This window comes from Pseudidiomarina salinarum (genome assembly GCF_000753715.1).
Taxonomy (GTDB): Bacteria; Pseudomonadota; Gammaproteobacteria; order Enterobacterales; family Alteromonadaceae; genus Pseudidiomarina; species Pseudidiomarina salinarum.
This window is the reverse complement of sequence record NZ_JPER01000016.1, coordinates 1-539: the sequence shown is the minus strand read 5'-3', so window position 1 is coordinate 539 and position 539 is coordinate 1. Positions and strand designations below refer to the sequence as shown.

Below are 539 nucleotides of genomic sequence, written 5' to 3'. Positions count from 1 at the left end.
AACGCTCTTTAACAATATACCAAGCCAAGCAAACTGTGTGGGCACTTACCGGATTCAGGCAGAAATGAAAGGTACCGTAACAGGTACACCTGACTGATTGGAAAAGTGCTTAACAAATTAGATTTTATTAAGTCATTGATTCAATGGGTCGATTAAACGCTTTTAAATTGAAGAGTTTGATCATGGCTCAGATTGAACGCTGGCGGCAGGCCTAACACATGCAAGTCGAGCGGTAACAGGGGTAGCTTGCTACCCGCTGACGAGCGGCGGACGGGTGAGTAATGCTTGGGAACTTGCCTTTAGGAGGGGGATAACCACGGGAAACTGTGGCTAATACCGCATAATGTCTCCGGACCAAAGTGGGGGATCTTCGGACCTCACACCTAAAGATAGGCCCAAGCGAGATTAGCTAGTTGGTGGGGTAAAGGCTCACCAAGGCGACGATCTCTAGCTGTTCTGAGAGGATGATCAGCCACACTGGGACTGAGACACGGCCCAGACTCCTACGGGAGGCAGCAGTGGGGAATATTGCACAATGG

The 539-nt window shown here is 49.5% G+C and carries 1 rRNA gene; it reads left to right on the top strand.

Features of this window, described 5'->3' with window-relative positions:
* Positions 1 to 164: 164 nt before the first annotated feature.
* A 16S ribosomal RNA gene (locus IDSA_RS11760) occupies positions 165 to 539 on the top strand; the annotation flags it as partial.